Raw genomic sequence first — 24,868 nt, forward strand, 5'->3', positions numbered from 1 at the left:
GAAATCCACTCCACCAGCGCCGACGCCGTCCGGACCGCGGAAGCCCCCGCGACCGGTACCCACGAACGGCTGCCGCAGGCCGAGCGCACCTACGTGCTCGACACCTCGGTCCTGCTGAGCGATCCCGGCGCGCTCTTCCGATTCGCCGAGCATGCGGTCGTGCTCCCGGTCGTGGTGATCACGGAGCTCGAGAAGAAACGGCACGATCCCGAGATCGGGTTCTTCGCGAGACGCGCGCTCCGGCTGCTCGACGGGCTGCGCGAGCAGCACCTGCGGCTCGACTTCCCGGTTCCCGTCGGCGACCAGGGCGGCACCCTGCGGGTCGAGCTCAACCACTCGGATCAGCAGACCCTGCCGAGCGGCATGCGGCTCGGCGACAACGACACCCGGATCCTCGCCGTCGCGCAGAACCTGGCCGCCGAGGGGCTCGCCGTGACCGTCGTCTCGAAGGACCTCCCCATGCGGGTGAAGGCCGCCGCGATCGGCCTCGGAGCCGAGGAGTACCGGGCCGAGCTCGCGCACGACGACGCGTACACGGGCATCGCGGAGCTCGAACTCGACGACGAGCGCATGGCCGAGCTGTGGGACGAGGAACGCCTCGACGGCGTCGAGGACGCACGCGAGCTCCCGTTCGGCACCGGACTCGTGATCACCTCGCCGCGCGGATCCGCGCTCGGCCGGATCGACGGGCGCGAGGGTGCCGTCCGCCTCGTCAGGGGCGACCGAGAGGTGTTCGGGCTGCACGGACGCAGCGCGGAGCAACGGCTCGCGATCGACCTGCTGCTCGACCAGTCGGTCGGGATCGTCTCGCTCGGCGGCCGAGCCGGCACCGGGAAGTCGGCGCTCGCGCTCGCCGCGGGGCTCGAAGCCGTGGTCGAACGGCAGCAGCACCGCAAGGTGATGGTCTTCCGGCCGCTCTACGCGGTCGGAGGCCAGGAGCTCGGGTACCTGCCCGGCGACCAGCAGGAGAAGATGGGCCCCTGGGGCCAGGCGGTCTTCGACACCCTGGGGTCGATCGTGTCGCAGAACGTGCTCGACGAGGTCGAGGCCAGGGGGCTGGTGGAGGTGCTGCCGCTGACGCACATCCGCGGGCGCTCCCTCCACGACGCCTTCGTGATCGTCGACGAGGCGCAGTCGCTCGAACGCAACGTGCTGCTCACGATGCTGAGCCGCATCGGCCAGCGCTCGCGCGTCGTGCTCACGCACGACGTCGCCCAGCGCGACAACCTGCGGGTCGGCCGCCACGACGGCATCGCCGCGGTGATCGAGAAGCTGAAGGGCAACCCGCTGTTCGGGCACGTGACCCTCACCCGCTCGGAGCGCAGCGACATCGCCGCGCTCGTCACCGAACTGCTGGAGGACTGAGCCGGTCGGGGCGGGCGTAGGCTGAGGTCGTGAGCGTTCAGACGATCGACGACCTGCTGCCCGCCCCGATGCTCCTGCGGTTCCGCGAACGGGCGGCGGGCTTCGACACCGACAACCGTTTCTTCGCCGAGGACTTCGACGAACTGCGCGGATCCGGGTATCTCGCGGCGGCGGTCCCCGTCGAGCTGGGCGGCGCCGGCCTCGATCTCGAGCAGCTCGTAGGTGCCCAGCGCCGCCTCGCTGCCCACGCCCCGGCGACAGCGCTCGGCGCGAACATGCACCTCGTCTGGGTCCAGGTCGCCCGGTTCCTGCACGAGCGCGGCGACGCCAGCCTCGACTGGGTGCTGCGCGACGCGGCGGCGGGCGAGGTCTTCGCCTTCGGCGTCTCGGAAGCCGGCAACGACGCGGTGCTGATGGACGCCCGGGCGACCGCCGAACGCGACGGCGACGGCTACCTCGTGTCGGGCACCAAGATCTTCACGACCCTCTCGCCCGTCTGGACCCGGCTCGGCCTGCACGCGCGCAGCGAGGCCCCCGGCCGGGACCCCGAGCTGATGTTCGGCTTCGTCCGGCGCGCCGCCGCCGGGGTGCGTTCCCCCGGGCAGGCCTCCGACGGCCTGCCCGAGGGACGTATCGAGCATCCCGGCACCTGGAATCCGCTCGGCATGCGCGCGACCCAGAGCTGGACCACCCGGCTCGACCGGGTGCGCGTCGCCGAAGCCGATGTCGCCGCGCGGTTCGCGCCGTTCGACGGCTCGCAGCCGCTCGTGCTCGGCATCTTCTCGGCGTTCTCCCTGCTGACCGCTTCGGTGTACGCGGGCCTCGCCGACCGCGCCCTCGAGATCGCGACCGCGTCGGCCCGGCGGCCGACCGCGGACGGCGAGGGGATCCGCCTCGACGATCCCGACACCGGCACGCGGCTCGCCTCGGCCGTGCTCGACCATCGGGCATCGCTCGATGCGATCGAGATCCTCGCGCGCGACGTCGACGAGCGGCGCAGCCGCGCGGACTGGTTCCTCGCCCTCGCCGCCGCGAAGAACCGCGCCACCGACGAGGCCCGCCGCGCGGTCGATACCGCGATGCGAGCGTCGGGGGCGAGCGGCTTCCAGGCCGATTCCGAGCTCGCCCGCCTCTACCGGGACGTGCTGGCGGGGATGTTCCACCCGTCGAGCTCGCGCGCGCTCACCGCGACGGCGCTGCGCGGTCTCGCCGGCTGAGCGCTCAGTCCGCGGCTGGGCCGCCCGCCGGGCCGTTCCGCAGTTCGTCGGCGTAGCCCTGCAGGGAGCGCCGGTAGCGGGGGAGCGTCGGGATCAGCGCCTCGATCGCGACCGCGAGCGCTTCGCCCGGGCGACCTGCCGAGTGCAGCGCGAGCGCGAGGAAGGCCTCGGTCGACGCGCCGAGCCCGGGGTCCCGGACGGACCCGCGGAGCATCGCGACGGCCTCGTCGAAGCGGCCCAGGTTGCGCAGGGTCGAGGCGTACTGGATGTCGAGCTGGGCGCGTGCGCCGCCCGAGAGCCCGAGTTCGACCGCCCTCGCGTACTGCTCGGCGGCCTCGGCCTCGTGGCCGCCCGAATCGAAGGCGCCGCCCAGCTCGAACGGGCCGCGCGGGTCGTCCTCCGGCAGCTCGGCGGCGAGGGCCGCGATGCGTTCGATCACGGTCGCCGCATCGGCCCCGGCGTCGGCCCATACCGCGTCGACGCGCTCCTGCCACTCGTCGCGGGGCCCGGGCGTCATGCGCTGCGCTCCACCTGCTCGCGCGCCGCGACGGGCGATCCGACCGCGTCGCCCGGTTCCGCGGGCGCCTCGGAATCGCCCGGCGTGATCCCGGGGATCGCGGCGGCCGCTCGTGCCGCGGCGACCCGCACGGCGACCGCCGGCCAGAAGGTATCGGCCCAGATCTCGTAGCCGCGGTCGTTCGGGTGGAACGCGTCCTCGGCGAACTCCGTGAGGATCCCGCGGAGGCCGCGCGCGCGGGTGGCCTCGTAGATCGGCACGACCGCGAGCCCCCGGGCTTCGGCGACCCGGCGCAGGATCGCGTTCGCCTCGTGCACCTTGCGATCGTTCCAGGGCAGATGGAAGCACGGCACCTCACCCAGCACCGTGTGGCCGGGAAGGGCATCGAGGATCCGCGAGAGATTGCGGTGGTACGCGACCGGATCCCACTCGGCGATGTCGTTCGCGCCGATGTCGAGGGTGACGAGGTCGGGCGATTCGCGCAGCGGCTCGACGGCCTTCGGCAGCTGATCCCGCGCGCACAGGAACGAGGTCGCGCCCGAGACGCACAGGTTCGTCACCCGGATCGGCTCGCCCAGCTCGGCCTCGATGCGATCGGCGAGCTGCCCGACGTAGCTCCGGCCCGGCACCGACGCACCGATGCCCTGGCCCGTCGAGTCCCCGAGCGCCAGGTAGTGGAACCGGCCCGACTGCTTGCGGCGCCCCCGCCACCAGTTCGCCGTGACCGGCTGCATGTCGGAGAGCGCCATCACGGGGCGGTTCGCCCAGTCGAGCGCGCGCTGCCAGCCGGCCATCCGCGCGACGCCCGCGACTGCGGCGGTCGAGAGCGCGCGGACGCCGTCGATGGGGGATCGTGCGGGCATCATGCGAACGAGCCTACTCCGCGGGCGATTCCCCGAGATCCCACTCCGCCGTGGCCGACAGGTTGGCCCGGGCGCTCGCTGCTGCGGCCTCCGGGTCGCCCGCGCGGATCGCGGCCAGCACCTCGTCGTGGCCGCGCGGTTCGTCGCGGCGGAATCCCTCCCGCGCGAGCGACGCGCCCATGGACTCCCGGAGCCGGGGGAGCAGCGCGGTGTAGACCTCGAACAGGATCGGGTTGTGCGCGGCGCTCGCGATGGCTTCGTGCACGGCGACGTCCGCATCCACCCAGTGCGCGTCGTCGGCCGCGGATCGTACCCGCAGCGCCGCTTCGATCCGATCCCGGTCGGCGGCGTCGGCGCGCATCGCCGCCAGGCGGGCGAGTTCGGGTTCGAGCGCCGCACGCGCCTCGAGGACCTCCGCGAGGCTCGCCCCGGATCGTGCCAGCGCGCCTGGCACTTCGCTGCGGGCGCGGACGAAGGTGCCGTCGCCGCGTCGGATCTCGATCATGCCCGTGTACTGGAGCGCGCGGAGCGCCTCCCGCAGGGTGCCTCGTGCCACGCCCAGCGCTGCCATGAGCTCGGGCTCGGGCGGGATCCGCTCGTCGAGCGGCCAGCGGCCCCCGACGATCTCGGCGCGCAGCCGGTCGACCACCTGATCGCTCAGCGAGGACTGGTGGACCGGATCGAGTGCCATGTGTGACAGGATAGTCGACGTCTAATGGTTAGACGTTTGATCTTTGACCCCTGGGGGAGGACACGGTGCGGAGCTCTGAAGCGCGTTCGACGGGCCGACCCGTCATGCTGCTCGTGGCGCTGCTGCTCGTCGCGGTCAACCTGCGTCTCGGCGTCACGAGCGCCAGCGCGCTGCTGACGGCGCTCACGGCGAGCGGGGCGCTGACCCCGGTCGCGGCGATCATCGTTCCGTCGCTGCCGACCGCGGTGTTCGCGGTCGCCGGATTCGGCACCGCCCGCCTCTCGGCGAGGCTCGGAGCCGAACGGACCGTGCTCGCGGGGCTGGTCGCGCTCACGGCCGGTCTCGCGATCCGCGGGATCCCCGAACCCGCGGTCGTGGTGGCCGGAACCGTGATCGCGACGGGCGGCCTCGCGATCGTGAACATCCTCATTCCCGCGGTGGTCCGAGCCCGCTTCGGCGCGCGGATCGGTCCGGTCACGACCGCCTATTCAACGGTCATGTCGCTCGGCTCCGCGGCCGCCGCGGCGACCGCAGTCCCCATCGCGACCGCGCTCGGATCGCCATCGCTGGGGCTGGCCGCGTGGGCGCTGCCCGCGCTCATCGGGCTCATCGTCTGGTCGCTCGCGATGCCGAGTCCGCGGGATCGGTTCGGGCCGCCCGCGCCCGCGGTGGCCGAGGGAACCGCGGTCGACGGTCGTCGGACCCCGCTGCCCGCGGGCACGCTGCTCCTCGCCGCCTACTTCTCGCTGCAGGCGCTGCTCAGCTACGTCGTGATGGGCTGGCTGCCGAGCATCGCGCAGGATGCCGGGATCCCGGCCGGGCGTTCCGGACTGCTGCTCGGCATCGCGATGGCCGTCGGGGTGCCCGCGACCGCGGTGGTCGTCGCGCTCGCCCGCAGTCCCCGGCGCATGCGCATCGGCTTCGTCCTCGTCGCCGCGTCCAGCCTCGGAGCGCTCTCGGGGTTGCTGCTCGCCCCCGCGGCCGCGCCGGAGGCCTGGGCGGCGCTCATCGGAATCGGCATGTGCGCGTTCCCGCTCGTCCTCGCGCTCATCGCCGGATTCGGCGACAGCGCAGCCGAGACGGCGCGGGTGTCGAGCATCGTGCAATCGGCGGGCTACTCGATCGCGACCCTCGGCCCGCTCGGGGCGGGAGCGCTGCACCAGTCCACCGGCACCTGGTCGGTCGTGCTGATCGCGCTCGGCTGCTGCGCCGCGCTGCAGGGCGCACTGGGTCTCGCGCTGACCCGCGTGGTCGCCCGCCGTCGGGGCACCGCCGCACCGAGCTGACCGGCCGGGCCATCCCCTGGACACCCGGCCGCTACCGCGACGTCACCGAGGGGAGACGGAGCGGCCACTCCCAGCTGGTGGAGTATCGGGGACCCCGCCCACCGGCTGGGAGTATCCCGCATATTCGAAGGACGTCAATGACTCGGTCATTCCCCGCAGTTCGAACGAGACGCAGCGCCACCGCGCTCGCAGTGGCGGCACTGATCGGCGGGCTCGTCGCGCCCGCCGCGGTGTCCGCAGCCTCCGCCGCCCCGACCGCCCCCGAGGTGCCGAGCGCCCCGCTGGTGTCCACCGGCACCACCTGGAAGTACCTCGACGACAACACGGACCCGGCGCGCGGCGATGCGAACCTGCGCGTCTGGGCCACCCCGAACTACGACGACACCGCATGGAAGTCGGCTCCGACCGGGTTCGGCGTGAAGAACAACGCGCTGACCCCGGTCGGCCCCTTCACGCCGGCGACGAAGCTGAACCACTACATCGACGGCACCGCCAAGCCGACGATCCCCACCTACTTCTTCCGCACGACCTTCTCGCTCGACCAGGGCGTCGCGAAGCAGATCGAGTCGCTCGCGAGCACGGTCGTCTACGACGATGCGCTCGTCGTGTGGGTGAACGGCACCAAGGTCGCGACCTTCGAGGGCGACCGCATCACCGAGACCACGAACCTCGAGTACGCGGGCTCCGGCAAGGGCGATCCGCAGACCAGCACGTTCTCGATCGACGGGAAACTGGTCCACGACGGCAGCAACACGATCGCGGTCGCGCTCTACCAGGACCGCGACAGCTCTTCGGACGCCTACTTCGACATGCCGTCGCTCACCGCAGTGAAGCGCACGGCCCCCGGCGAGATCGTGCAGGCCGCGCCCGCACGCGTGATCCTGACGCCGACCGCGACCCCGACCACCTCGCAGGCGTTCTCCTGGCAGGCAGGCGACGTCTCGCACACCGTCGGCAAGGTCGAGATCGGCCCGGCGGGCGGCGGGGACACCCGCACCGTCGACGCCTATGCGGCGGGCACGGTGAACAACAACGCGAAGCAGCATTTCTCGGCGACCGTGGACGGGCTGGTGCCCGCCACCGCATACCGCTATCGCGTCGGCCTGCCCGGCAGTTGGAGCGAGTGGTTCGAGTTCACCACCGCGGATCCCCGGGCCACCGACTTCCAGTTCGTCTACTACGGCGACGCGCAGGTCGGCCTCGACACCACCTGGCCGAGCGTGGTCAAGCAGGCCGAGGCGAAGGCGACCCGCTCGATCGGCTCGGTGCACGCGGGCGACCTCATCAACACCGGCACGAACGACACCGAGTGGAACAACTGGTTCACGGGAATGGCGCAGTCGGCCACCCGCACGAACGTCATGGCCGCGCCGGGCAACCACGAGTACACCGGCGGCGACAACATGCTCAAGTCGTGGAAGGCGCACTTCGAGTACCCCTCAACCAGCCGAACACCGGCACCATCGGCGAGCTCGCGAAGCTCGCGCAGGGCGACTCCGAGGTCGCGCGCCAGTACGCGGCCTACTTCGCGCACTGGACCGAGTTCGCGGCCGAGACGGTCTACTACACCGACTACCAGAACGTCCGGTTCATCACGCTGAACGCGACCCGCGACACCGCCTTCCTCAAGCCGGCGAACCTGCCCGCCTGCACCGGCGCCGAGTGCCCGAGCGCCAAGGTGCAGGAGCTGTGGACCCAGTACCAGGCGGCCTGGCTCGACCACGTGCTGAAGAACAGCCCCTCGAAGTGGAACGTCGTGACCTTCCACCAGCCCGTGTACTCGACCTCATCGGGTCGGGACGAGCCCGTGCTCCGCAAGTACTGGGTGCCGGTGTTCGAGGAGAACGGCGTGGACCTGGTGCTCATGGGCCACGACCACACCTACGGTCGCGGATACAAGAACTCCGACAAGACCGGCACGACCGGCCTCACCACCGGGCCGGTGTACGCGGTCTCGAACTCGGGCGCGAAGCACTACGACCTCGCGACCGAGGAGAAGAACGTGTGGACGAACAACGGCGCCACGCAGGTGCTCCGCGGCGAGAACGTCACCACCTACCAGGTGATCGACGTGAGCGGTGATCAACTGGTCTACCGTTCGTACCTCGCCGAGAAGGTCGACGGGGCGCGCAGCTTCGCGCTCGTGCCCGATGCTGCGGGCGAGCGTCCCGTCTACGCCCCGAAGGAGGTGCCCGCGGTCGGCGGCCTGTACGACGAGTTCACCGTGACCAAGTACGCGACCGGCGAGAAGTGGGTCACCGAGGCGGGCGTCGAGACGCCCGCCGGTCCGAAGCTGTCGCTCGGCTCGGCTTCCGTGCAGCGGGGCGGCAAGCTCGCCGTGTCGGGCTCGGGCTTCGTCCCGGGGACGAAGATCGGCATCGAGCTGCACTCGACCCCGGTCGCGCTCGGCGAGGCCACCGTCGGCGACGACCGCGCCTTCGCGCAGGAGGTCGCGATCCCGGCGAACGTCGAGACGGGCGAGCACCGCATCGTCGCGAAGCTGCCGAACGGCGCCGAGGTCTCGGCTCCGCTGAGCGTGACCGCGGTCGACGGCGGTGCCGCGGCCGGCGCGGACGGCGGATCGTCCGCCGCCGCGAACGGCTCCGCGAATGCCGGATCCGGGGCGGACGCGGGCTCGGGCGCCGCGGCGAACGCCGCAGCGTCCGGTTCGTCGGACGTCACCGGGACCGCGAGCTCCGAGGCGACGATCGAGTCCCAGGGGAACGCCGACGGCTCGAAGCCGGGCGCGGGCAAGACCGACGGCCTCGCTACCACCGGCGGTGCCGAGTGGCTGCCGCTCGGCATCGCCGGCGCCGGGCTGCTCGTCGCGGGAGCGATCCTCGTGCTGGCGCGCCGCCGGGCGGCCGCGCAGCAGTAGGGATCGCGCGGCCGGCACGGCCGCGTGAACGAGGACGGGCCCCGGGATCGAAGATCCCGGGGCCCGTCCTCGTGCGGTTGCGACGCGTTACTTCGCGACGCCCGGGTGCGTCATCGAGAGCAGGTCGAGCGCCTTGTCGAGGTCGGCCTCGGTGACCTCGCCGCGCTCCACGTAGCCGAGGTCGACGACGGCCTCGCGCACGGTGATGCCCTTCTTGACGGAGTGCTTCGCGATCTTCGCCGCGGCCTCGTAGCCGATGAGGCGGTTCAGCGGGGTGACGGTCGACGGGCTCATGCCGGCGAGGGCTGCCGCGCGCTCGAGGTTCGCCTCGAGGCCGGCGACGGTCTTGTCGGCGAGCACGGTCGACGCGTTCGCGAGCAGGCGGATCGACTCGAGCAGCGCGGTGCCCATGACGGGGATCTGCACGTTCAGCTCGAAGGAGCCCGAAGCGCCGGCCCAGGCGATGGTCGCGTCGTTGCCGATGACCCGCGCGCAGACCATGAGCACGGCCTCGGGCACGACGGGGTTGACCTTGCCCGGCATGATCGAGGAGCCCGGCTGCAGATCGGGGATGTGGAGCTCGGCGAGACCCGTGTTGGGGCCCGAGCCCATCCAGCGGATGTCGTTGTTGATCTTGGTCAGCGAGACCGCGATCGTGCGCAGCGCGCCCGATGCCTCGACGAGGCCGTCGCGGTTCGCCTGCGCCTCGAAGTGGTTGCGCGCCTCGGTGATGGGCAGGCCGCTCGACTGGGCGATCTCGGCGATGACCTTCTCGGGGAAGCCGAGGGGGTGTTGATACCGGTGCCGACCGCGGTGCCGCCCTGCGGGACCTCGGCGACGCGGGGGAGCGCGGCGTCGATGCGCTCGATGCCGTAGCGGATCTGCGCGGCGAAGCCGCCGAACTCCTGGCCGAGGGTGACCGGGGTGGCGTCCATGAGGTGGGTGCGGCCCGACTTGACGGCGGTCTTCCACAGCTCGGCCTTGGCCTCGAAGGCCTCGGCGAGGTGGGCGAGGGCCGGCTTCAACTGCTCGATGAGTGCGCCGGTCACCGCGATGTGCACCGAGGTGGGGAACACGTCGTTCGACGACTGCGAGGCGTTGACGTGATCGTTCGGGTGCACGGGGGCGCCGAGGTGCTTCGTCGCGAGGGTCGCGAGGACCTCGTTCATGTTCATGTTCGAGGAGGTGCCCGAGCCGGTCTGGTAGGTGTCGACCGGGAACATGTCGTGGTGATCGCCCGCGATGACCTCGTCGGCCGCGGCCACGATCGCGTCGGCGATCGCGGCGTCGAGGATTCCGAGATCCTTGTTGGCGATGGCCGCTGCGCGCTTGATGCGCGCGAGGGCGACGATCTGCGCGGGCTCGAGGCCCGTGCCCGAGATGGGGAAGTTCTCGACGGCGCGCTGCGTCTGCGCGGCGTACAGCGCGTTCTTCGGAACGCGGACCTCGCCCATGGTGTCGTGCTCGATGCGGTACTCGGTTTCGGTCACTGTCATCCTTTTTCTTCTCGTCGTCCTGCTCGCGGGAGCTGCCGCGCCGCAGGACCGGTCTGGTGGGGTCGGAACGGTCAGCTGAGGGGCGCGAGCTCGAGCGCGAGCGGCCCGACGGCGGTGTAGGGCACCGCGCGTCCTTCGGTCAGGCGGTACTGGCAGCCCACGATGCCGAGCTCGCCGCGATCGACCGCGTCGCTGATGGTGCGCGAGGTGCGCAGCAGTTCGTTCACGGTCGCCGCGAGGTGGATCCGGCCGATCGCGTTCGCGTCGACCTCGCTCGCGTCGGCGTACGGGGTGTCGTGACGGTCGCGGAGCCAGAGCTGCTGCACCGAGGGCTGGATCGGAGCCAGGGTGTTGCGCACCGAATCGGTGACGGGAGACGGCGTGCGGCTCGACTGGTCGATCGCGGCGGCGACCGCGCCGCAGGAGTCGTGCGCGAGCACGACGATCAGCGAGGCTCCCAGGGCCGAGACCGCGTACTCCATCGAAGCGGTGATCGACTCGGCGACGACGTGGCCCATGTTGCGGGCGATGAACAGGTCGCCGAGGCCGCAGTCGAAGATGATCTCGGCGGCGAGCCGGGAATCGGAGCAGCCGAACAGCGCGACGTCGGGCGACTGCGCGTTGACGAGCTCGGAGCGGCGCTCCACGTCCTGGTTCGGGTGCTTCGAGACGCCGCTGACGAAGCGTTCGTTCCCGGCGATGAAGGAGTCCCATGCCTGCTGGGGGGTGACGCGAGGCGTGCTCATTTCGCGGCTCCGTTCTGCACGGCCTGCGCCGCGACGGCGTCGGCCAGCTGCTCGATGGTCTTCGTGGGGGCTGTGCCGTAGACGAGGTAGGTCGAAGCGCCGACGGCGGTCTGGTACCCGGTGCGCAGGTTGCTCGTGTCGGGACTGCGATCGGGGTGCACGTACGCGGTCCAGTCGACACCCCCGATGGTCTGGGTGCCGGTCGCGGAGGTCTTCTCGAGCTGTTCGGCGATCCAGGTCTCGTTGACCGGGGCGCCGTCGGCGGTGAACGCCTGCACGGCCGCGGCGTACTGCTTGTCGGGGGTCGTGTACCCGATGTACCAGTAGGTGATGCCGCCGGTCTTGGAGGATCGCAGCTCGGCCTGCTTCGCGTTCCAGCCCGCGGGCAGCTTCGGCGCGACGAGCGGCTGCCCGGCGGTCGGCGAGGCCTCGGACGCGAGCTGCGCGACGTCGACCGAGCGGTCGGCGAAGTCCCCGCCGGTGCCGTGGGGCACCATCAGATAGATGCCGAACACGACGGCGACGCTCACGATGAGCGAGAACACGAGGTTGTTGACGGTCTTGCGCTGCCGGTAGAGGCGGCTGTCGCGGGCCTTGCGGGCGGCCGTCTCGGCCGGGGTCTCGGGGCGGCCGAGCTCCGCGACGACGACGGGCGCCTTGGTCTTCTTCGCCATCGGGGTGATCAGGCCTCCGGGCTCTCTGCCGCCGGATCGCCGCCGCGGCGCGCGGCCTCCAGGCGGCGTCGGGCACCGAGGAGCCATTCCTCGCAACGGGCGGCGAGACGCTCGCCGCGCTCCCACAGCTCGAGGGACTCCTCGAGGGTGCTGCCGCCCTGCTCGAGTCGGTTCACCACCTGAACGAGTTCATCGCGCGCCTCTTCATAGCTGAGCGCGTCGGGATCCGGTCTATCGGAAGCGGCCATGCCCGTCAGTCTACCCGGGCCGTAGGGTCCGAGCTGCGGAGCGGTTTCAGGCGAGCGACGGAGCGACGTCACCGAGTGTCGCTTCGAAGCCGAGCAGGACCGCCTCGACGCCGCGGTCGTACATCTCGGGTGCGCGGAGGTCGCCGAGCGATGTCTCGGTCCGCGCGGTTCCGAGTGTGTCCTGCCGGGTCGCGGTGCGCGCCCAGACCACCAGGAACCCCGTGGCGAACGCATCGGCGAGGCCGAGAGCGGTGCGCGCCTCGTCCGCGCTGAGTCCGGTGCGTTCGAGCGTGGCGACGACGCCCTCGAGGTGCGGGGCGACGGGCGGCAGATCGTAGGGCGCCAGCGCGAGGAGCTCGAAGGATCGGGGGTGGCGCATCGCGAGATCCCGGTAGGAGCCGAGCACTCCCGAGAGCAGTCCGCGCCAGGTGCCGTCGCTCTCCGCGGCGATCCGGTCGGCGTCGACCTCCGAGATCAGCCGCTCCACGACCGCGGTCAGCAGGTCGTCGCGATTGCGGACGTGGGTGTAGAGGGTCATGGTGCCGCAGTCGAGCTCGGTCGCCAGCGCGCGCATCGTCAGCCGCTCGATTCCCAGGTGTTCGACCAGCTCGATCGCGGCCGCCGCGATCGAGGCGCGGTCGAGGGCGCCCCGGATCCGCGAACTGCGGCGGGGCGACGGGGGTCGTGCTTCGAGGGCATGTGCGCTATCGTAACGGATCGTACAATGTACGGTACGTAGTACGGGGCGCGATGGAGCGTCCCGGGAACGGAGACCTCATGGATCTGCACCACCTGACCGCGACCGAGGCCGTAGGCCGGTTCCGACGCCGCGAACTCTCGCCGGTCGAACTGCTGGACGCGGTCGTCGCGCGGACCACCGCGACCGAGCCGATCGTGAACGCGCTGACCGAGGAGTTCCTCGACGAGGCCTACGACGCAGCCCGCGCCTCCGAAGCCCGCTACGCGCGCGGCGAGGCCCGCCCGCTCGAGGGCGTGCCCCTGATCCTGAAGGAGGAGCAGCCCATCGCCGGACGGCTCGCCGAGGAGGGCTCCCTGCTCGAACAGGGCACGACCGCCGACGTCACCCACCCCATCGTGGAGCGGATCTTCGACGCGGGCGCCGTGGTGCACGGACGCGCGACGACCCCCGAGTTCTGCTGCGCGCCGGTGACCCACACGAAGCTCTGGGGCATCACCCGCAACCCCCACAACCCCGAGATGACGCCGGGTGGTTCGTCGGGCGGCTCCGGCGCGGTGCTCGCGGCGGGATCGACCGTGCTCGCGACCGGCTCCGACATCGGAGGCTCGATCCGGATCCCGTCTTCCTACTGCGGCGTCGTCGGATTCAAACCGCCGTTCGCGCGCGTGCCCGGGCTCCCGCCGTTCAACAGCGACACCTACTGCGCCGATGGCCCGATGGGACGCAGCGTCGCCGACGTCGCGATGCTGCAAAACGTGATCTCCGGCCCCTGGGCGGGTGATCCGGCCTCGCTGCGGCCCGCGATCAGGGTGTCCGGCGCGGTCGAACCGCTCACCGGAGTCCGGATCGCGCTGAGCTACGGCCTCGGCGGGTATCGACCCGACCCGGTCGTCGTGGCGAACACCGCCGCGTTCGCCGAGGCGTTGCGCGCACGCGGTGCGATCGTCGACGAGATCGACGACGCGCTGCTGCCCTGGGGGCCCGAGCGGGTGCTCGAGACGGCGTGGGCGCACTTCGGGGCCGTCATGGGGCCGTTCATCGAGAGCGTCGGGCAGGCCCATCCCGACACGGTCGACCAGCTCATGCCCTATACCCGCGCGTTCATCGCGTCCACGGCCGACGCGGGGGCCTACGTGCCGGGTCTGGAGGCCGAGAGCGCCTTCTACCGGCCCCTGGGCGAGCTGCTGGAGCGCTACGACGCGCTGCTGTGCCCGACGATCGCGAACACGGGTCTCGCCGCGGACGAGCCCTGCACGGATTCGGCGGCGATCTTCTCGGAGCTCATGACGCTGCCGTTCAACGTGGTCGGCCGCGTGCCCGTGCTCGCCGTGCCGTCGGGACGCGCTCCGAACGGAGTGCCGACCGGGGTGCAGATCGTGGGCCGCACCTTCGACGACACCACCGTGTTCCGCATCGGGGCGGCCGCCGAGGCAGAGCTCGATCTGTGGACCCGCGCCGAATGGTGGCCGGCGCTGTGACCGAGCGCACGGCGGCACGGGCTTCCGCGAAGCGCGTTTCCGAGGGCGGACCCGGAGGCCTGCGGGGCGGGTCGCTCGGCGTCGCCGACATCGTCTTCTTCGTGGTCGCGGCCGCTGCTCCGCTGGCGGTCGTCGCCGGTGCGGCGCCGCTGGCCTTCCGGCTGGGCGGAGTCGGCGCCGCGGGCGCGTACGTGTTCTCGGGACTCGTCTATCTGGCGTGCGCCGCCGGACTCACGGCCTTCGCCAGGCACGTGCGCAGCGCCGGAGCCTTCTACGCCTTCGTCGCCCGCGGGCTCGGGCGACCGCCCGCGGTCGGCACCGCGATCGTCGCGCTCATCTCCTACGCGCTGATCTGCTTCGGCTTCTTCGGCTTCCTCGGGTTCTATGCACGGTCGTCGATCGCCGACCTGACCGGGATCGACCTGCACTGGTCGGTGTACGCGTTCCTCGGCGTCGCCGTGGTCGGCGTGCTGGGGTACCGCCAGATCACGATCGGCGCGAAGGTGCTCGGCGTGCTCATGTGCGCGGAGGTCCTGATCCTGCTGGCGATCTCCGTCGCCGTGCTCGCGACCGAGGGGACGAGCCACTTCAGCCTCGAGCCCTTCTCGCCCTCGCGGGTCTTCGATTCCGGGGCCGGCGGCATGTTCGTGATGGCGCTGGGCGCGTTCCTCGGCTTCGAGAGCACCGCGATCTACTCGGAGGAGGCGAAGCACCCGTCGCGCACCGTTCCGAGGGCCACCTACGTCGCGGTGGCCTTCCTCGGGATCTTCTACGGGTTCGTGACCTGGATCGCGACCGCCGCGCTCGGGGTGGACGGGCTCGAGAAGCTGGCCGGCTCCGACGCGTTCCAGGGGATGTACTTCGTGTTCGCGAGCGACTACCTCGGCCCCTGGGCCAAGGCGGCCATGGACGTGCTGATGATCACGAGCCTGTTCGCGGCGACCCTGGCGTTCCACAACGCGACCTCCCGCTACCTCTTCGCGCTCGGACGGGAGCGGATCGTGCCCCGCTTCCTCGGCGAAGCGCACCCGCGCTTCGCATCGCCGGCGCGTGCGAGCCTCGCGGTCACGATCGGGGCCGCGGTGCTCGTGCTGGTCACCGTGCTGCTGAACGGCGATCCGTACCTGCACCTGCTGCTCTGGACCAACGGCGTCGGGATCGTCGGCATCGTGCTGCTGCAACTGCTCTGCATGATCGCCGTGATCCGGTTCTTCAGCAGGGACCGGCGAGGGCACGGGACGTTCCGCGTGTGCATCGCCCCGGCACTCGGCGCCGTCGGTCTGGCAGTAGGGCTCTGGCTGATGCTCGGCAACTTCGAGCTGCTCACCGGCATGGAGGGGTGGGCGAACGCCTGGCTCGTCGCGCCGATGATCGTGCTCGGTCTCGCAGGTACTGCGTGGGCCCTGCGGTTGCGGCGCAGGGATCCCGCTCGCTACGCGAGCCTCGGGGCCGGGGAGGGGACGTCGGCCGAGCCCGCAGCGGAGGGCTAGGGAACGACGCCGTCCGAAGTCGCGGCGATGCGTCCGCCGGCCAGCGACAGCCTGAGCGCTGCGCCGGCGGGCGCATCGGCGGGATCGCGGAGCACCGAGCCGTCGGCGAGCTGCGCGATCGCGTAGCCGCGGTCGAGCGTGCCCTGGGGCGAGAGCGTCGTCAGGCGCGCGCGCAGTTCGGCGATCCCGCGATCGCGCTCCTCCACCGCGCGGTCGACGAGCTCCGTACCCCGCGCGATCCACCGCACCAGTTCTTCCGCGCGCTCGTCCACGATGCGCTCGGGCTGCTGCATCGACGGGCGGGTGCGGAGCTGGGCGATCCGGTCCGTCTCGTGCGCCAGCAGGTGCCCGAGCCGCGAGCTCATGCGGCTGCGCGCGCCGTCGATGCCGGCGAGCTCCTCGCCGACGTCGGGCACGACGCGCTTCGCCGCGTCGGTCGGGGTGGAAGCGCGCAGGTCGGCGACCTCGTCGAGCAGCGGGCGGTCGGCCTCGTGGCCGATCGCGCTCACCAGGGGCGTCGTCGACTCGGCCGCTGCGCGCAGCACGCCCTCGTCGCTGAACGGGAGCAGGTGCTGGAAGTCGCCGCCGCCGCGAGCGACGATGATGACCTCGACCTCGGGGTCGGCGTCGAGGGCCCGGATCCCGGCGGCGACCTCGGCGGCGGCGCGGTCGCCCTGCACCGCGCTGTAGTGGATCTTGAACCGGACCCCGGGCCAGCGCAGGGTCGCGTTGCGGACGACGTCCTTCTCGGCGTCGGAGTCGCGCCCGGTGACGAGGCCGATGAGCCCAGGCAGGAACGGCAGCGCACGCTTGCGCTCCGCGTCGAACAGGCCCTCGGCCTGGAGCTGCCTGCGCAGGCGCTCGAGGCGCTCGAGCAGCTCGCCGATGCCGACGTGCGACAGCTCGAACACCTGCATCGTGAGGGAGCCGCCCTTGACCCAGAAGTTCGGCTTGACGAGCGCGATGACGCGGTCGCCCTGGGCGAAATCGCCGGTCAGTCCGCGTGCGACCGACTGCCAGATCGTGAAGCTCACAGTGGCGTCCTGCGAGAGGTCCTTGAGCTTGCCGTAGACGTGGCCGCCGCGCACCTGCCACTGCGTGATCTCGCCCTCGACCCACACGGTGCCGAGGCGCTCGATCCAGTCCCGGATCTTCTGGCTCATGAGGCCGACGGGCCAGGGCGCCTCGCGGGTCGCCGGTGCAGTGGGCTCGGGCATGGCCCCAGCCTAGTCGGGCGACCGCGCGACCGGGCGGACCCCGCGGAGCCGCCGCGCAGGCCGGGCATTTACACTGGGAACCATGAATGCGACCACCGCGGATGCGCCGCAGGCGCCGGACCAGCGCACGCTCGGGGCTCCGGTGGTGAGCCTTGCGATGCCGCGCCTGCGACGCGAGGTCGGCCGACTGAAGGATGTGCCCGTCGACGGCCCCAAGCAGGTGCTGCTCGCGGCCCCGCGCGGCTACTGCGCGGGCGTCGACCGCGCGGTCGTCGCGGTGGAGAAGGCGCTCGACCGCTTCGGCGCCCCGGTCTACGTGCGCAAGCAGATCGTGCACAACGTCCACGTGGTGCGGACGCTCGAGAAGATGGGGGCGATCTTCGTCGAGGAGGTCGACGAGGTGCCGGAGGGCGCGAACGTGGTGTTCTCGGCGCACGGGGTCTCGCCTGCCGTCGTCGGCGCCGCGGCCGAGCGGGGACTGCACGCGATCGACGCGACCTGCCCCCTCGTCACCAAGGTGCACCGTGAGGCCGTACGCTTCGCGAAGCAGGACCTCGAGATCCTGCTCATCGGGCACACCGGGCACGAGGAGGTCGAGGGAACCGCGGGCGAAGCGCCCGAGCACATCACGATCGTGAACTCGCCGGACGACGTCGACACCCTCGAGGTGAACGATCCCGACCGGCTTGTCTGGCTCTCCCAGACCACCCTCTCGGTCGACGAGACGATGGAGACGGTGCGCCGACTGCGCGAGAAGTTCCCGAAGCTGCAGGATCCCCCGAGCGACGACATCTGCTACGCGACCCAGAACCGCCAGGTCGCGATCAAGCAGATCGCTCCGCAGGCCGATCTCGTGATCGTGGTCGGGTCGGCGAACTCCTCGAACTCGGTGCGGCTCAAGGAGGTCGCCCTGGAATACGGCGCGAAGGCCGCGTACCGCGTCGACTTCGCATCCGAGGTGCGGCAGGAGTGGCTCGACGGGGTGCGCACCGTCGGCGTGACGAGCGGCGCGTCGGTGCCGGAGGTGCTCGTGCAGGAACTGCTCGACGACCTCGCCGACGCCGGGTACGCCGACGTGCGCGCGACGGTGACGGCCGAGGAGGACCTCGTGTTCTCGCTGCCGAAGGAGCTGCGCCAGGACGCCTCCGGCAAGCGGGACGAGCGCGCACTCGGCGGCCGCGTCCGCGGCTGACGCCGCCCGTCGGGCCTATCGTCCGCGTATGCTCCGCGTGCTACGCCCCGACAACACGCGCTTCGATGGAATCGGAGCATGCACACTGAAGCACGACGCAATCGAATCCCGATCCTGCTGGCGCTGATCGCGGCGGCGGCGACCGTCACCGCAGTGGCGCTCGCCGGATGCTCCGGCAAACTCCACGCTCCGGGCGGCACCACGATGCCCGTCGGCGGACTGAACGGTTCGCAGCGCACCGAGCAGCAGCCGCCGCAGAAGCCCGAGGGCGACGGATCGATCCAGGGCGAGAACGGCATCGCGGTCGATGCCGACCACGCCGCGATCACCGGGTTGAAGCCCCGGCTGCGCGAGGCGCTCACCCGGGCCGCGGAGGGTGCGTCGCAGGAGGGCGTCGAACTGCGGGTGACATCGGGATGGCGCAGCCGCGAGCTGCAGCAGCAGCTCCTCGACTCGGCGGTGCAGCAGTACGGCAGCGAGGCCGAGGCGAGCAAATGGGTGGACACCCCCGAGCGCTCGCTGCACGTGACGGGCGACGCGGTCGATGTGGGGATGCTCGAGGCGTCGATCTGGCTCGGCGACAACGGGCAGCGCTTCGGCCTCTGCCGGGCGTTCGAGAACGAGCGCTGGCACTTCGAGCTGGCCCCCGAGAACGGTACGGGGCAGTGTCCGGCGCTGCTGCCCGATCCGTCGTTCCGTCGATGAGCCGCCCGGGGTCGGAGGCCTGCGCGCTCAGGGCTCGCTGACCCGCGCGATCAGCTCGCTGAGCAGCGCCTCGGCCACGGGCGCGGGGAGCCGCTCGACGAGGGCCATGAGCGGGGCGAGCCGGCTCGGAACCGCGCTCCCCGATCCACCGCCGGCACCGGCGAGACGCAGGATCCGCCAGGCCGCCGCCGGACCGGGAACCCGGCCGCCGGGACCGTAGCCGAGCAGGCGCATCGCGGCGAGCGCGGCGGCGGGGTTCGCGGGGGCGCGCCCCCGCACCCGATCGGCGGCGCGGCGCAGGGCCGCAGCGAACTCCGGCACGACCGCGTCGAGCACGGGCGTGATGGTGAGGTGCGCGCTGTGCGGGATCCGGACTCCATCGGCCTGGACGAAGCCCGGCTGGTGCTGGATCCGGAATCCCTCCTCGGCCATCGCGTCGGCCAGGTGATGCGGATCCACCCGTTCGGCCTCGGGCACCGATGGATCGGCGACGAGCGCGATCGCTGGCCCGACGGGTGCGCCCATCACCGCGAGGCCGACGATCGAGGCGGCGGCCGTGGCGATCCCGCCGGTCGCGGCAACGGTGCGCGCGGTGAGCGCCGCATAGCCGTCCGAACCCAGGTGCTGCGCGATCGCCCAGGCCGCCGCGAGGGGCGATGCCGAACGGGACCCGAGCAGCGTCGGGTTGACCACGGGGTACCCCGGCCAGCGGGTCGTCGCGAAGAACTGGGAGCGATGCCGTGCGCGGCCCCGGTGCAGCAGCACCGACACCCCCTTCGGTGCGAAGCCGAACTTGTGCAGGTCCGCCGACAGGCTCGTCACCCCCGGCAGCCGGAAGTCCCAGTCCGGAACGCCCGGCCACCACGGCAGGGCGAGGCCGCCGAAGCAGGCGTCCACGTGGCAGTCGATGCCCCGCGCCCGCGCGGCCGCCGAGACCTCGCGGATCGGATCGACCGCCCCGCTCGGGTACGCCGGAGCCGAGACGACGACCAGCGCGACGTCGTCGTCGAGGCGCGACAGCAACGACTCGGCGCTCACCGAACCGTCGGCCGCGCAGGGCACCGGATCCCAATCGAGGTCGAAGGCGCGGGCCGCCTTCTGGAACGCGGCGTGCGCGGTGGCCGGGGCCAGGAGCCGCGGGCGAGCGTGCGCGCGGGCCGGGGAGGCGGCGCGCCAGCGATCCCGAGCCGACTTCACCGCGAGCAGGCAGCTCTCGGTGCCGCCGCTCGTGACGCTGCCCACGACCCGGCCCGGACCGAAGCGGGGCCCGTGCACGGCGGAGCGGACGAACGCGACGAGGTCGCGCTCCATCGCCGCGATCGAGGGGAAGGCGGTCGGATCGAGCCCGTTGAGGGGTCGCGCGATCTCGGCGGCGCGGTGCGCGAGCTCATCGATCTCGGGGCGTCCCGGGTCGTAGACGTAGGCGAGGATCCGGCCCCCGTGCGTGGGCGCATCGTGCTCGCGCAGTTCGCGCAGCCGATCCAGGACCCGAGCGGGATCGAGACGGGGTTCGAGGGTCATGCGGACTCCTCGGTCGCGGTGATGTCGTGCTCGCGCAGCCGGTACCGCGTCAGCACCGCGAGGCTGGCGAGCATGAGCAGAGCGGGGAGGAAGCTGAACGAGAGCGCGATCCCCGAGACGGCGGATCCGGGCTGCTCGACGCGCACCCCGGCCGTCGATTCGACGTACCCGGTGAGCGCCAGCACGACCGTGAGAACGGTCGAACCGAGGGCCATGCCCGTGGTCTCGCCCGCGGTCCAGACCCCGCCGAAGATCCCGGCCCGGTCCGCGCCGCCGGCCCGGTCGTGGCTGATGACGTCGGGGAGCATCGCCATGGGCAGGGTCTGCATGCCGGCGTAGGCGGCACCGGCGAGGGCGACCGGGGCGAGGATCCACCAGCCGGGGGCCCAGGTCATGCCGATGAGCAGTACCGCGGCGAGCAGGAACACGACGCTCGCGAGCCGGAACGCTCGCTCCTTGCCGATCCGGTCCGCGAGGATCCGCCACAGAGGGGAGACGAGCAGCGCCGGAGCGATGAGGGCGACGAACAGCAGCGTGACGGCGCCCTCGTCCCCGAGGATCCACCGGGCCACGAATTGCGCGCCCGCGAGCATCAGGCCGGTCGCGAGCCCCTGCAGCACGAAGGTGCCGAGCAGGGCGCGGAACGGCTGGCTGTCGCGCAGCGCCGCGAGCCCCTCGCGATAGTGGACGAGCAGCCCGGATCCGAAGCGCCCGCGGGGAGCCGGAGGCGCGGCCGGTGCGGTCGGCACGGCCCGTGCGATCGGCACCGCGGGCCCCGGGGTGCTGCGCGGCGCGACCCGGGTGGCGACGAGCATGCCCGCCGAGAGCACGATTCCCGCCACGATCGCCATGACGAGGTAGCCGACGAGCGGATGGTCGGGGAACGACCCGCGCAGCTCCGGCCCGCCCGCGCCGAACAGCAGGATCGCGACCGTCAGCACGATCACCCGCCAGGTCAGGAGGCGGGTCCGCTCCCGGTACCCCGAGGTCAGCTCCGCGGGCAGCGCGATGTAGGGCACCTGGAACAGGCTGAAGCAGGTGGCCGCGAGCACGAAGGCGACGAGCACCCAGAGCGCGGCGAGCACGGGCGGCGTGCCGGGCGGCACCGCGAAGGTCAGCACGAACGCGATCGGCAGCCCGATCGCGCCGAGGAGCATGGGGCCGCGACGCGATCCGGTCCGCTGCTTCGTGCGATCGCTGAGCCCGCCGATGAGCGGATCGATCAGCACGTCCCAGACCTTCGCGAGGGTGACGATGGCCCCGGCCGCGAGCGCGGTGACGCCGAGCGAATCGGTCAGGTAGTAGACGAGCACCAGACCCGGGAGCGTCGCGAAGCCGCCCGTGCCGAGCGACCCCGCGGCGTAGCGCATCACCGTGGAACCGGGCAGGCGTTCGTGCGGACCGGAGCCTGCGCCGGTGCCGGGGTTCGTCGCTGAAACCATGCGCTCAGCGTAGCGCCCGCGAGCACCGGCCCGAGGCCCTCGGCGGACCTGCCGATACAATCCGGCCGTGCCGAAACGCTTTCTGAACTCGCTGGTGCTCGTCATGGCCCTCGGCCTCCCGCTCGGACTCACCGCGCCCTCCGGGGACACCGGCCTGATGGCCGCGACGCTGCTCTCCTCGGCCTTCGGGTTCCTCATCGCGGCGAACAGCGGCTGGGCGGTCTCGTTCCGCTACATCCCGGTTATGCTCGCCGCCTGCGCGGCCGCGAGCCTGCTCCCGGGGCCGTGGTGGCCGGTCGTCATCGCGTCCGTCGCGCTCGCCGCCGGACTCGCGCAGGGCGTCGGCTGGGGCATGCCGGTCGCCGCTGCCGGCGTCATCGCCTGCAGCATGGCACCGTCGCCACCGGATGCGGGGCTCGGGCTGCGGCTCGTGGTCCTCGCCGCCGGCGCGGTCTACGCTGCGGTCGTCGCCCGCGCGCTCGGCCTGCCGCGCCTGCACCGCGCGCCGCTCATCGGACGGTTGCGGAGCACGGTCTCGGCGATCGGCTTCGCGGCGGTCGCCGGGCTGGCCGCCGCACTGTCGCTGGGGCTGCCGCAGGGCTACTGGCTCCCCGCGACGGTATTCGCCGTCGTGATGCCGTCGGCCGGGATGTCGCTGCAGCGGCGAGCTCTGCAGCGGGTCGCCGGCACCCTGCTGGGGGCCGGGATCGCGCTCGGCGTCTCGCTCCTCGAACTGCCCCAGGCCGTGGTGCTCGCCGTGATCCTGCTGTGCGCGTACCTCATCTGCTTCTTCCTGAGGCCGCTGTGGGTGATCACCACGCTCGTGACCGCGGCGCTCATGCTGCTGCTCAGCGGGAGCCGCGACATCGGCGAGATCGCCGAGACGCGAGTGGTCCTCACCGTCACCGGGATCGCGCTCGTGCTCGCAGGGGCCGCGGCCGGCTGGCTGCTGTCGCGGGTGATTCCGCGCTCGGTGCGCGAGTACGCGACCGACGAGGTCGCGCCCGCGGTCTCCGCGGAGACGGAGACGCAGATGAAGTCCGAGACCGCGTCCGCACCGCCGAGCTCGGGCCCCGCCTGAGCGGCAGGCGATCCGGGCGGGCCGCCGTCGGGGCGCGCCGAGCGGCCCCGCCGGCGGCTACTTCGACGGGGTGGTGCGCAGCGAGTCCATCATCTTGCTGAGCGCGTCGGGATCCTGCAGCGCGTTCATGAGTTCGGGCGATCCGGCCATGGCGGCGAGCGTGACCACCATCACCAGCAGGAACGCAGCGACTCCCGCGATGAGGGGCACGAAGAACGTGAGCTTGTTCGCGCGCAGGCGGCGCACGGACAGGATCAGGCTGACGGCGTAGAGCGCGAGCACGGCGATCGCGCAGACGATTCCCACCGGGCCGAGCCAGCCCGGCGCCGCGTAATCGGAGACCCCGAGCAACTCCGCCATGGTGCGCTGGCTCAGTGGGAACCGGTACAGCTCGAATGCGATGTTCAGGGCGCCGAACGCGCCGACCACGAGCAGGAGGACCGTGATCACGCGATCCGCGGTCCGCGGCTTCGCCAGCCCGGGCTGCGGCGGCTGCTGCGGCAGGGGCGCGTGCGCCGGGGCGGGCTGGTTCGCGTGCGGCTGCTGGGCCGGTGCGTGCTGGCCCGGTGCGTGCTGGCCCGGCGCGGGCCGGGCCGGCGTAATCGGGGCGGACGTCGATGCGGTCGTGCCGGGCGATGCCGGCGCGCCTCCCTGACCGCCGGGACGTGCGCCGAGGTTGTGCGGCACGCCGGGCAGGCGGGTCGGCACCTCGGCGTCGACGAGCGCATCGGCCGACACGGACGAGACCGGCGGCACCGAGCCGCCGAACCCGGAGGCCGACGCGGCCGAGGCCGCGTCGGCCTTCTGTGGAGGAGTCCAGGTCCAGCCCTCGGGCGCGTACTCGCCGTATGCCGGGCGCGGGCGCGGATCCGTCGGCTCGGGCGCCGGCTGCGCGGCTGCCGGCTGCGCGGCCGGCTCGGGTGCCGGTGTCGGTTCGGGCGCCGGTCCGGCGGCCGACTCGGGGCGCTCCGCGGGGTCCGAAGCGTCCGCGGCCGGTCGGTCCTCGGGACGGGAGTCCGTCACGCGCTCACCGACTTGCCGGCGGAACCGAGCTGCTGAGCGGCCTCGACGACGCGCGCCGCCATCGAGGTCTCGGCGGCCTTGCCCCAGGCGCGCGGGTCGTACTGCTTCTTGTTGCCGACCTCGCCGTCGATCTTGAGCACGCCCTCGTAGCCGCGGAACATCGAGTCCGCGACGGCGCGCGTGAACGCGTACTGCGTGTCGGTATCGATGTTCATCTTGATGACGCCGTTGGACACGGCCTCCGCGATCTCCTCGGCGGTCGAGCCGGAGCCGCCGTGGAAGACGAGGTCGAGCGGCTTCGCCGCGGTGCCGTACTTCGCCTGCAGGCCGTCCTGGATCTCCTTCAGCAGGGCGGGGCGCAGCTGGACGTTGCCCGGCTTGTAGACGCCGTGCACGTTGCCGAAGGTCAGTGCGGTGAGGTACCGGCCCTGTTCGCCGAGGCCGAGCGCCTCGACGGTCGCGATCGCGTCGTCGAGGGTGGTGTAGAGCTGGTCGTTGATCTCGTGGCTGACGCCGTCCTCCTCGCCGCCGACGACGCCGATCTCGACCTCGAGGATGCTGCCGATGGCGTGCAGGCGGGGGAGGAGCTGCTGCGCGAGCTCGAGGTTCTCGGTGAGCGGCACAGCCGAACCGTCCCACATGTGCGACTGGAAGTAGGGCAGGCCGCCCTCGCGCACGCGCTCCTCGCTGGCGGCGACGAGCGGCAGGAGGAAGCCCTCGAGCGCGTCCTTGGGGCAGTGGTCGGTGTGGAGCGCGACGGTCACGTCGTAGGCCTTGGCGACCTCCTCGGCGTACTTGGCGAACGCGATCGCGCCGCCCGCGCGGTTCTTGACCGTGTGCCCCGCGAAGTAGTCCGCGCCGCCGGTCGAGACCTGGATGATGCCGTCGGAGCCCGCCTCGGCGAAGCCCTGCAGGGCGGCGTTCAGGGTCTGGGAGCTCGAGACGTTGATCGCGGGGAATGCGAAACTGCCGCTCTTCGCGGCGTCGAGCATGGCGGCGTACTGTTCCGGGCTGGCAACGGGCATCGGTGCTCCTTGG

The 24,868-nt window shown here is 72.2% G+C and carries 22 protein-coding genes and 1 pseudogene; 10 read left to right on the forward strand and 13 right to left on the reverse strand.

All coding sequences use genetic code 11. The features are described from left to right. The first annotated feature begins 69 nt into the window (after positions 1-69). Positions 70-1,365: a PhoH family protein gene (locus AB3K78_RS01960; protein WP_416447282.1), complete on the forward strand. Its 1,296-nt coding sequence runs from the start codon at positions 70-72 to the stop codon at positions 1,363-1,365. A gap of 29 nt (positions 1,366-1,394) precedes the next feature. Beyond that, entirely contained in the window at positions 1,395-2,582 is a 1,188-nt protein-coding gene (locus tag AB3K78_RS01965; protein ID WP_416445706.1) for an acyl-CoA dehydrogenase family protein, read from the forward strand. 4 nt (positions 2,583-2,586) lie between these two features. On the opposite strand, the gene AB3K78_RS01970 is transcribed toward AB3K78_RS01965, so the two are convergent. Genes AB3K78_RS01970 through AB3K78_RS01980 form a run of 3 tightly spaced genes read right to left on the reverse strand, consistent with a single transcriptional unit; the run spans position 2,587 to position 4,653 of the window. Next, positions 2,587-3,099 carry a tetratricopeptide repeat protein gene (locus AB3K78_RS01970; RefSeq protein ID WP_416445708.1) on the reverse strand — a complete coding sequence of 171 codons (513 nt, stop codon included), beginning with the start codon at positions 3,097-3,099 and terminating at the stop codon, positions 2,587-2,589. Further along, a complete protein-coding gene (locus tag AB3K78_RS01975) occupies positions 3,096-3,965 on the reverse strand; it encodes an SGNH/GDSL hydrolase family protein (protein ID WP_416445710.1) in 870 nt (289 codons plus the stop codon). Before AB3K78_RS01975 ends, AB3K78_RS01970 begins: the two co-directional genes overlap by 4 nt. A 10-nt stretch (positions 3,966-3,975) precedes the next feature. After that, positions 3,976-4,653, reverse strand: coding sequence for a FadR/GntR family transcriptional regulator (locus tag AB3K78_RS01980; protein WP_416445712.1), 678 nt, complete (start codon positions 4,651-4,653; stop codon positions 3,976-3,978). Positions 4,654-4,718: 65 nt separating this feature from the next. Here AB3K78_RS01980 and AB3K78_RS01985 point away from each other — a divergent pair, with 65 nt between their 5' ends. The 3 genes from AB3K78_RS01985 to AB3K78_RS01995 all read left to right on the forward strand — a co-directional run bounded on the left by AB3K78_RS01985 (position 4,719) and on the right by AB3K78_RS01995 (position 8,817). After that, entirely contained in the window at positions 4,719-5,939 is a 1,221-nt protein-coding gene (locus AB3K78_RS01985) for an MFS transporter (RefSeq protein WP_416445714.1), read from the forward strand. Positions 5,940-6,076: 137 nt separating this feature from the next. Further along, a complete protein-coding gene (locus tag AB3K78_RS01990; RefSeq protein ID WP_416445716.1) occupies positions 6,077-7,540 on the forward strand; it encodes a fibronectin type III domain-containing protein in 1,464 nt (487 codons plus the stop codon). 155 nt (positions 7,541-7,695) lie between these two features. After that, a complete protein-coding gene (locus AB3K78_RS01995) occupies positions 7,696-8,817 on the forward strand; it encodes a hypothetical protein (RefSeq protein WP_416447283.1) in 1,122 nt (373 codons plus the stop codon). An 87-nt stretch (positions 8,818-8,904) separates the two neighbouring features. Here the strand turns inward: AB3K78_RS01995 and AB3K78_RS02000 are convergent. The 5 genes and pseudogenes from AB3K78_RS02000 to AB3K78_RS02020 all read right to left on the reverse strand — a co-directional run bounded on the left by AB3K78_RS02000 (position 8,905) and on the right by AB3K78_RS02020 (position 12,699). Continuing rightward, positions 8,905-10,313 (reverse strand): annotated as a pseudogene (locus AB3K78_RS02000) (class II fumarate hydratase). Between the two features lie 71 nt (positions 10,314-10,384). Then, entirely contained in the window at positions 10,385-11,059 is a 675-nt protein-coding gene (locus AB3K78_RS02005) for a carbonic anhydrase (RefSeq protein WP_416445718.1), read from the reverse strand. Continuing rightward, on the reverse strand, positions 11,056-11,733 hold the full coding sequence (locus AB3K78_RS02010; RefSeq protein ID WP_416445720.1) for a DUF4245 domain-containing protein: 678 nt from the start codon (positions 11,731-11,733) through the stop codon (positions 11,056-11,058). Before AB3K78_RS02010 ends, AB3K78_RS02005 begins: the two co-directional genes overlap by 4 nt. 8 nt (positions 11,734-11,741) lie before the next feature. Next, the gene (locus AB3K78_RS02015; RefSeq protein ID WP_416445722.1) at positions 11,742-11,981 is read right to left on the reverse strand and encodes an exodeoxyribonuclease VII small subunit; all 240 of its coding nucleotides are present in this window, start codon (positions 11,979-11,981) and stop codon (positions 11,742-11,744) included. A 46-nt stretch (positions 11,982-12,027) separates the two neighbouring features. Continuing rightward, entirely contained in the window at positions 12,028-12,699 is a 672-nt protein-coding gene (locus tag AB3K78_RS02020; protein ID WP_416447284.1) for a TetR/AcrR family transcriptional regulator, read from the reverse strand. Positions 12,700-12,758: 59 nt separating this feature from the next. Here AB3K78_RS02020 and AB3K78_RS02025 point away from each other — a divergent pair, with 59 nt between their 5' ends. Then, positions 12,759-14,159 (forward strand): amidase, encoded by a 1,401-nt coding sequence (locus AB3K78_RS02025; protein WP_416445724.1) that lies wholly within the window; start codon positions 12,759-12,761, stop codon positions 14,157-14,159. After that, positions 14,156-15,649, forward strand: coding sequence for an APC family permease (locus tag AB3K78_RS02030; RefSeq protein WP_416445726.1), 1,494 nt, complete (start codon positions 14,156-14,158; stop codon positions 15,647-15,649). The genes AB3K78_RS02025 and AB3K78_RS02030 overlap by 4 nt, the downstream gene beginning before the upstream one ends. Here the strand turns inward: AB3K78_RS02030 and xseA are convergent. Beyond that, complete coding sequence (gene xseA, locus AB3K78_RS02035) at positions 15,646-16,866, reverse strand: exodeoxyribonuclease VII large subunit (protein ID WP_416445728.1); 1,221 nt, start codon at positions 16,864-16,866, stop codon at positions 15,646-15,648. The two genes, AB3K78_RS02030 and xseA, sit on opposite strands and share 4 nt — an antisense overlap. Positions 16,867-17,023: 157 nt before the next feature. Here xseA and AB3K78_RS02040 point away from each other — a divergent pair, with 157 nt between their 5' ends. Continuing rightward, the gene (locus AB3K78_RS02040; protein ID WP_416447285.1) at positions 17,024-18,058 is read left to right on the forward strand and encodes a 4-hydroxy-3-methylbut-2-enyl diphosphate reductase; all 1,035 of its coding nucleotides are present in this window, start codon (positions 17,024-17,026) and stop codon (positions 18,056-18,058) included. Positions 18,059-18,136: 78 nt separating this feature from the next. After that, a complete protein-coding gene (locus AB3K78_RS02045; protein WP_416445730.1) occupies positions 18,137-18,763 on the forward strand; it encodes a M15 family metallopeptidase in 627 nt (208 codons plus the stop codon). 27 nt (positions 18,764-18,790) lie between these two features. Here AB3K78_RS02045 and AB3K78_RS02050 read toward each other — a convergent pair whose 3' ends face one another. Together AB3K78_RS02050 and AB3K78_RS02055 are read right to left on the reverse strand one after the other, a co-directional pair. Then, positions 18,791-20,284: a pyridoxal phosphate-dependent decarboxylase family protein gene (locus AB3K78_RS02050; RefSeq protein WP_416445732.1), complete on the reverse strand. Its 1,494-nt coding sequence runs from the start codon at positions 20,282-20,284 to the stop codon at positions 18,791-18,793. Then, the gene (locus AB3K78_RS02055) at positions 20,281-21,726 is read right to left on the reverse strand and encodes an MFS transporter (RefSeq protein WP_416445734.1); all 1,446 of its coding nucleotides are present in this window, start codon (positions 21,724-21,726) and stop codon (positions 20,281-20,283) included. The genes AB3K78_RS02050 and AB3K78_RS02055 overlap by 4 nt, the downstream gene beginning before the upstream one ends. A 67-nt stretch (positions 21,727-21,793) precedes the next feature. Here AB3K78_RS02055 and AB3K78_RS02060 point away from each other — a divergent pair, with 67 nt between their 5' ends. Further along, on the forward strand, positions 21,794-22,807 hold the full coding sequence (locus AB3K78_RS02060) for an FUSC family protein (protein ID WP_416445736.1): 1,014 nt from the start codon (positions 21,794-21,796) through the stop codon (positions 22,805-22,807). A gap of 57 nt (positions 22,808-22,864) precedes the next feature. On the opposite strand, the gene AB3K78_RS02065 is transcribed toward AB3K78_RS02060, so the two are convergent. Both AB3K78_RS02065 and fbaA read right to left on the reverse strand, forming a co-directional pair. Beyond that, positions 22,865-23,830, reverse strand: coding sequence for a DUF6264 family protein (locus AB3K78_RS02065; RefSeq protein WP_416445738.1), 966 nt, complete (start codon positions 23,828-23,830; stop codon positions 22,865-22,867). Next, the gene (gene fbaA, locus AB3K78_RS02070) at positions 23,827-24,855 is read right to left on the reverse strand and encodes a class II fructose-bisphosphate aldolase (protein WP_416445740.1); all 1,029 of its coding nucleotides are present in this window, start codon (positions 24,853-24,855) and stop codon (positions 23,827-23,829) included. The genes AB3K78_RS02065 and fbaA overlap by 4 nt, the downstream gene beginning before the upstream one ends. Positions 24,856-24,868: the final 13 nt, after the last annotated feature.

The sequence above is a fragment of the Leucobacter sp. HNU genome, assembly GCF_047946755.1.
In the GTDB taxonomy this organism is placed as follows: domain Bacteria; phylum Actinomycetota; class Actinomycetes; order Actinomycetales; family Microbacteriaceae; genus Leucobacter.